Below are 6,243 nucleotides of genomic sequence, written 5' to 3'. Positions count from 1 at the left end.
ATAACTGATAGCTGATAGCTGATAACTGATAGCTGATAACTGATAGCTTACCCCTAAGCCTCCCCCCATCCCTCAATGGTAGCTACCAAAATGTTAACTAAAGGATGGTCTAGGGCTTCCTTGAAAGCTTCCACTCCTCCTGCTTTCAGGGCATTGATAACCTTAGCTTTTAGGTTTGGGTTATTCTCAATTTGGTCAACAACTTCACTGACAACTATCATCTTTTCTTTGCTCGTTGTAGTGGGATTAGTTTGGGATAGTTGGTTTAGAAGTTGCTGAATTTCAGCTGCTGCTTCGGCTAGGCTTTGTTTTTGCTCTGGTGTCGCATTATTATTCTCAATATTTTGTGTAGCGTTGTCGCCGGTCGCGACCGGAGCATTAGCATTAATAGCGTGCCTTTGGTCTATATTAAAATTACGTGAATTATCTGACATATTATTCTCCGCTTCAGCTTTATTTATAACTTTGACTATAGAATTGGATGACTGGTTACTGATCAAAGCGTCTATAACATCCTTGAAGTTATGAACATAGCGAGTGTTAGCCTCATCTTTACCCTCTAGAAAAGCAATTATTTTAGCATCTTCCAACCTAGCATTATCATAACTTTCCAAAAATTGTCTCTCAACCTTACCCTTATCTATTGATTCTGGAACTTCCAAAGTAAGTAAAACATCATTTCCCTTCCTCTCAATTCCTTGAATCGAATCACCAGTAATTTCATGATTTTCCGCCATTAATTTTTGAAAGGCTTGACGAAATGCTTCTGGATTAACCCCATTACGCAGAAGAATCTGCACCGTATTCGTAATCTGCTTATAAAGCTTGTCAAAATCCCCTGGTTCAAAAACCCGATTAAAGTCATGGGGACGACGCTCTCGACTTCCCATATCATTGGGATTCTCTAGTAAAAATAAAAACCGACAATCAACCTTAGTTAAGGTAGTTGTTGAATCAATATTCCACGCTTCTAAACAAGCTCCCGTAAGATAAGCATGGGTAAAATCAGTACCAACGCAATTAGCTTTAGTTAAATTAGCCCATTCTAAATTAGCATCCTCTAAAGTTGCTTCGCTAAGATCAGCCAGTTTTAAATTAGCCTTATTTAAATTAGCCCCTTTTAAATTTGTACCTCTAAGATTACCATTAACATAAGACTTATTGTAACCATTACCACTAACCAATAATTTTCTAACAGCCGTATCAGCTAAGATAGTATTACCAGGTCTAGCTCGGTCAAGCTTAATAGTATTTTTCCAACAAGTACGAGTAAGATTAGCCTCTCTTAAATCTGTACTTTTAAGAATAGCTCCCGTAAAATCAGCATCGGTTAAGTTAGCCTTGTAAAAACTTGTTCCTCCTGTGGCAGCAAAAGCAATAGCAATAGTGCGAATCCAGGCATCTCTGGGGTCCCCCTTTAGAGCACGCCAGCCCAGGTAAGTGCCAAGTAAAACGAAGGCGAAGGCTCCGGCTAAGGCTACGGCTAAGGCTACGGCGAAAGCTACGGCTTCGGCTAAGGCTACGGCTACGGCTACGGCTACGGCAAAGGCTACGGCTAAGGCTAAGGCTTCGGCTACGGCTACGGCCACAGCGAAGGCTACGGCTAAGGCTACAGCTACGGCAAAGGCTACGGCTACGGCTTCGGCTAAGGCTCCGGCTGCGGCTTCGGCTAAGGCTACGCCTACAGCTTTGGCTACGGCTACGGCTACGGCTAAAGCTACGGCTAAAGCTACGGCTAAGGCTACGGCGAAAGCTACGGCTCCTCCGATGCCTTGACGAAGGATAACAAAAAATAAGACAATTATTACAACCAGTGCTATCCAGCCGAAAATTTGTACCTCTACCTTGCTAGACACAAATATTGACGTTATTAACACCCCACCCAATAAAGAAATAATTCCTGATAGTCCTGACGTTATCCAGGAAACCAACAGAAGAACAATTACCTGCCGTTTTTGTAATCCAGCCTTTGCCTTACAGAACTGAGTTTCCTTTAGAATAGCATTCTTAAAATTTGTTCCTCGAATATCAGCGTAACTAAAATCTGCTCCTGAAAGGTCTTTCTCCTGAAACGATTGACCTCTAAGATTTACCCCTTGGAAATCCCGTTGTCCTGCTGCATATCGTCTCAGAACTTCTTTAGCTTTCATTAGCGATAATTATATATAGTTGAATGAAGGCCGAATCGCTCCTCGATGTAAACTACAGTCGATGAATCAGGATTCCGGAAATACTTACGTAGGAATAAATTTACTTGGTCACATAGGTTTTATTGTAACCCTGTTACCGTCCCACCCCTGGGATGCGCTACGCACAGCCAAAGGCGATTGGCCTACGGCCACGCTACGCGAACGCAGGTATTCAGTTAGGTTCATCTGAACTAGAACACTGTTACCAGCAGTGCGATTGGCCTACGGCCACGCTACGCGAACGCACCAGTACCAAGAACCAACATTCCAATTCAAACGCGATCGCACCAGAACCAATATCCCAATTCAAACGCGATTGGCCTACGGCAACGCTACGCGATCGCACTCTTTGGCAAAAACCAATCATCCCAATTCAAGCCCATCGCTAATTAAAACTTGTTCAAGAATAAGCTAAGTTTAGAGGCTCCAGCTATTTCCCAGTTTCTTTGCCATCTTCGTATATCCAGCACATTCTTTCCGGATTTTTTACAAATATGAGATAAACCATTAGCAGCTGTGTATACCCGCACAGCTGATCACACAGGTGCATCTTACTGATTACTAAATTACTATGTTGGACTTCTTTTTGAGCCGCGACACCAACTGGCTGTTTGAAACTGCCATGGACAACCCCGAATTGGCTCCGTCCGTGGTTGAACTGCTCTTCCTAGAAGAGATTAAGTACAACGTTCGTGACAGCTCAATCTTAAAACACGACTATCATCTGACAAATTTAAGACAAGTCTATGTTGACACTCTCCGGTCTAAAGACCCGGGGCAGGATAGTAGTTATCAATAGTGCTAAGATAATAAGTTGCACTATATATAAATAGTTCATGTAGGGTGGGCAGTGCTTGATACAGATCAGATCAGCTGACAAAGCCCGTTGCTAGGCACTGCCCACCATCGGTGTAGCCCCAATCGGAATCTGATCGGATTGGCCGTTGGCCACGCGGGGCGCGATCGCACTTCCCAATTCCATTAAATTAAAACCAAAAAAAATAGCCGTAGAAATACTATCCACGGCTATTTCACTGCTGTAAACCCTATGTCATATCTATCAGTTTCCGAATCAATCCGCATGTGATCCTACGCGAACAAATCGGATCCTTTGACCGGGGGGGGAAACCCCCCCAGAAATTTAACCTATTAACGCCAAGTCCGATACTTGGTTGCAAAACTAATTACTTCCCCTGGAATACCCGTCGGCTGCAAAGGGCTCCACTCGGAAACATCTGCATACCCCAGTACATAAAGGCCGTAAATAGTATTAGTTACTGCTTCAGGAGAACCCTTAATATACTTAATACGTTTTTTCTTCGGCTTAGAATCATCAGCATTATTGTCTTGATTCGGAATAAAGTCTGTAGACATGACTAAAAAACTCAATTACGTTTATAATGATTATTGTAATGATTATAGTTTAATTTTTCAAGGGTTTTGAAAAATTTTTTTTGGGGAGGTAATTTTAGGAGAAATTGTCAGGGTGGGCAGTGCTGAATAGGGATCACCTTAAAAAGCCCCTTGCTAGACACTGCCCACCTTACGATTCATCTAGCTTATGTAGGCTGGGCAGTGCTGAATATATATCCTCTTAAAAAGCCCCTTGCTAGACACTGCCCACCCTAGGATTCATCTAGTTGCTCTTGTTGTGTTGCTGGCTCTGGACTAAACCATTGTATTACCTTGTCATTAAGAAGTCCGCCAAACAGCCAAGCCCCTAATCCTACAAATAAGGTCGCTATTATGCTCATCAGAGCAAGTTTATTGGAGAGATTCCATTTCTTCTCTGTGGGTGACTCATTCAAGGTAACTTCTAAATTCTTGTTGTTAGAATCTCTACCTGCTGCTCCTATGACCGTACTTCCGTCCCCAACCTTGATTTCGCTTTTTTCAGACATAGTTTTACTACCTGTCGCTTCAATATTAATATTAATAGAACTAGCAGCTTTGTTTAGCTGTCGATCTATATCTGGTTGTTCATCTTTTGTGAACTTCTTTAAATCTATCACATCATCAATTAAACTTAATACCTTAACTGTATTATAGGGAGGACTACCACATTCAATCGTATCCTTACCATAAGCAATCCGCTCTCTTAATTGATCAAATTCATAGAAATGAGGATTTTGACTGTTTTTACAAGTAGAACAATTACAGGGGATAAACTTACTACACTTCAATCGGTTATAAGACTTATGGATCTGATCTAGTTCGTAAGTAACAGTAGTCAACAAGTCTCGTTTATGTCTACCAGTAACTCTAATTTTAATTTCTCGCTGTTCGTAATATTCAATTACTTCTGCTTTGGTGTTATCTTTGTTTAAGATAACTCCACTTTTCCAGACATATTGCTGCTGGTAAATCCACTTATCCATGACCACAATAAACCGAGTAATAATACCTTTGGGCATGAATTCATAGGTATAGCGGAGAATTAGATTGTCAGATTCATCCCAATCATACTCAGGTTGATTTAAACTTAGTAGTTGTGGCGCGATGTAGCTATATTCACTTCCAGGGATTGGATAGCAAAGTTGAAACTTGATCATCAATTGTAGCAGTTCATCCTGCATATAAGCATATTTTTCTTCCGACCAAATTTTTTCTAAATCAGCGCGGTTAAAGCGACCTAGATTCCGAATAACTTGATTGTTATCCAGCACTTTATAGACAGCATAAGTCCCCCATTCCGGTTTGATAATTACCGTTTTCTTTAATAGAGGGTCATCTTGAAAATGCAAACACACTCCCAGATCGTGTAGGTACCCGCTTAACTGTAATTTATCGTTGTATAAAGTAAACCCATTGTTTGAGCAGATCTGTAGATATTCATCCAGACTGATGTGATTACGGCTATCTTCTTCTAAAGCTTCTCTGACTTGTTTCCATGTTCTAGGTAAAGCTGCTTCTTTGATGTGGGGGAGGTTGCTAATATAAAATTTAATTTGGGTAAGAATATCCTCTAAACCTCGGTTCGTAGCTAGGTTTGTTGCTAGGGTTTCTTTCAAGTTGGTAAACTGTCCCCGTAAGGCGCGCTCATTTATTTCTCTATGACGATATTGTTTTTCATTTTTGATAATTAAGAGAGGACTGTTGTCGCTTAAGAGTTCTACTATATTAAGCCAGTAGTAGAAATCTGTGTCTTCTTTCCTGGTATCTGCTACTAGGGTGTAAAGGGAACGTTTGGTCAGGAAGAATTGATGGGTGGCGTGATAAATTTCTTGTCCCCCAAAGTCCCAGATATTAACCCGAAAGTCTCGACCGTTCTCCAGTGGAAATTCCCATTGGATAATGTCAATTCCTTCTGTAGATTTTTCGTTTTGTAGTTGATAGTCTGGGTTTTCTATCTTTTTGGCTAGTGTTGTTTTTCCAGCACTTGGTTCACCAACAATCAGGAGTTTTGCTTCATAGATATAATCTTTTCCTTCTTCCAGCAGTTGTCGGAAATAATCTCTGATTGCTTCAATCCCATTTTTTACAATTTCTATTGGTGGAGTTTCAAGGGGATTTACCATTAAATCAAGCTCGGTTAAGTTGGTAAGCTTGGTGATGAATTCTGGGACTGTTTTTAATTGATTTTTGCTTAAATCAAGTACGGTTAAATCGTTAAATTTTTTAATAGATTCTGGAACTATTGTTAATTGATTTTCGCTCAAATTAAGCAGGGTTAATTTGGTAAGTTTTTTAATAGACTTTGGGACTATTGTTAATTGATTTTTGTTTAAATAAAGTAGGTTTAATTTAGTTATGTTTCCGAGGGATTCTGGAACTGTTTTTAATTGATTTTCACTTAAATAAAGTATGGTTAAGTTAGTTAGGTTTCCGATAGATTTTGGGACTATTGTTAATTGATTTTCGGTTAAATCAAGCAGGATTAAGTTAGTTAGCTTTCCGAGGGATTCTGGGACTATTGTTAATTTATTTGGGTGTGGCTCTTTTGGAAAGACGTTTGGTCAGGTTTAGAGAGGTATCGGAAGAGTAGGAGGAGCAGTAATAGAGCAACGAGCTTGAATTAGTCGTTTCATCAAAGGAAGGCCATCTTTGTACAAAG

The 6,243-nt window shown here is 40.3% G+C and carries 6 protein-coding genes and 1 pseudogene; 2 read left to right on the top strand and 5 right to left on the bottom strand.

Features of this window, described 5'->3' with window-relative positions; translation table 11 throughout:
- Positions 1–53: 53 nt before the first annotated feature.
- Positions 54–2,150 (bottom strand): pentapeptide repeat-containing protein, encoded by a 2,097-nt coding sequence (locus F6K38_RS33185; RefSeq protein WP_287359365.1) that lies wholly within the window; start codon positions 2,148–2,150, stop codon positions 54–56.
- 152 nt (positions 2,151–2,302) lie between these two features.
- Here F6K38_RS33185 and F6K38_RS33180 point away from each other — a divergent pair, with 152 nt between their 5' ends.
- Together F6K38_RS33180 and F6K38_RS33175 are read left to right on the top strand one after the other, a co-directional pair.
- On the top strand, positions 2,303–2,578 hold the full coding sequence (locus F6K38_RS33180; RefSeq protein ID WP_008188565.1) for a hypothetical protein: 276 nt from the start codon (positions 2,303–2,305) through the stop codon (positions 2,576–2,578).
- Positions 2,579–2,775: 197 nt separating this feature from the next.
- Positions 2,776–2,988 (top strand): hypothetical protein, encoded by a 213-nt coding sequence (locus tag F6K38_RS33175; protein WP_131827246.1) that lies wholly within the window; start codon positions 2,776–2,778, stop codon positions 2,986–2,988.
- A 90-nt stretch (positions 2,989–3,078) separates the two neighbouring features.
- Here F6K38_RS33175 and F6K38_RS33170 read toward each other — a convergent pair whose 3' ends face one another.
- The 4 genes and pseudogenes from F6K38_RS33170 to F6K38_RS33155 form a co-directional block, all read right to left on the bottom strand.
- Positions 3,079–3,213 (bottom strand): hypothetical protein, encoded by a 135-nt coding sequence (locus F6K38_RS33170; RefSeq protein ID WP_008188569.1) that lies wholly within the window; start codon positions 3,211–3,213, stop codon positions 3,079–3,081.
- Between the two features lie 125 nt (positions 3,214–3,338).
- Positions 3,339–3,563, bottom strand: coding sequence for a hypothetical protein (locus tag F6K38_RS33165; protein WP_008188571.1), 225 nt, complete (start codon positions 3,561–3,563; stop codon positions 3,339–3,341).
- Positions 3,564–3,814: 251 nt separating this feature from the next.
- Positions 3,815–5,848 carry a COR domain-containing protein gene (locus tag F6K38_RS33160; protein WP_287359362.1) on the bottom strand — a complete coding sequence of 678 codons (2,034 nt, stop codon included), beginning with the start codon at positions 5,846–5,848 and terminating at the stop codon, positions 3,815–3,817.
- 132 nt (positions 5,849–5,980) lie between these two features.
- A pseudogene (locus tag F6K38_RS33155) lies at positions 5,981–6,103 on the bottom strand (leucine-rich repeat domain-containing protein); the annotation flags it as partial.
- Between the last annotated feature and the right edge of the window lie 140 nt (positions 6,104–6,243).

It is taken from the genome of Moorena sp. SIO3B2 (assembly GCF_010692525.1).
Taxonomy (GTDB): domain Bacteria; phylum Cyanobacteriota; class Cyanobacteriia; order Cyanobacteriales; family Coleofasciculaceae; genus Moorena; species Moorena producens.
The sequence above is the reverse complement of the archived record's forward strand: the minus strand, read 5'-3'. Positions and strand labels throughout refer to the sequence as shown.

Bases quoted from the DNA above. Each gene is read 5' to 3' on its own strand.
- F6K38_RS33165 (WP_008188571.1), bottom strand. From the start codon at position 3,563: ATGTCTACAGACTTTATTCCGAATCAAGACAATAATGCTGATGATTCT.
- F6K38_RS33180 (WP_008188565.1), top strand. From the start codon at position 2,303: ATGCGCTACGCACAGCCAAAGGCGATTGGCCTACGGCCACGCTACGCG.
- F6K38_RS33185 (WP_287359365.1), bottom strand. From the start codon at position 2,150: ATGAAAGCTAAAGAAGTTCTGAGACGATATGCAGCAGGACAACGGGAT.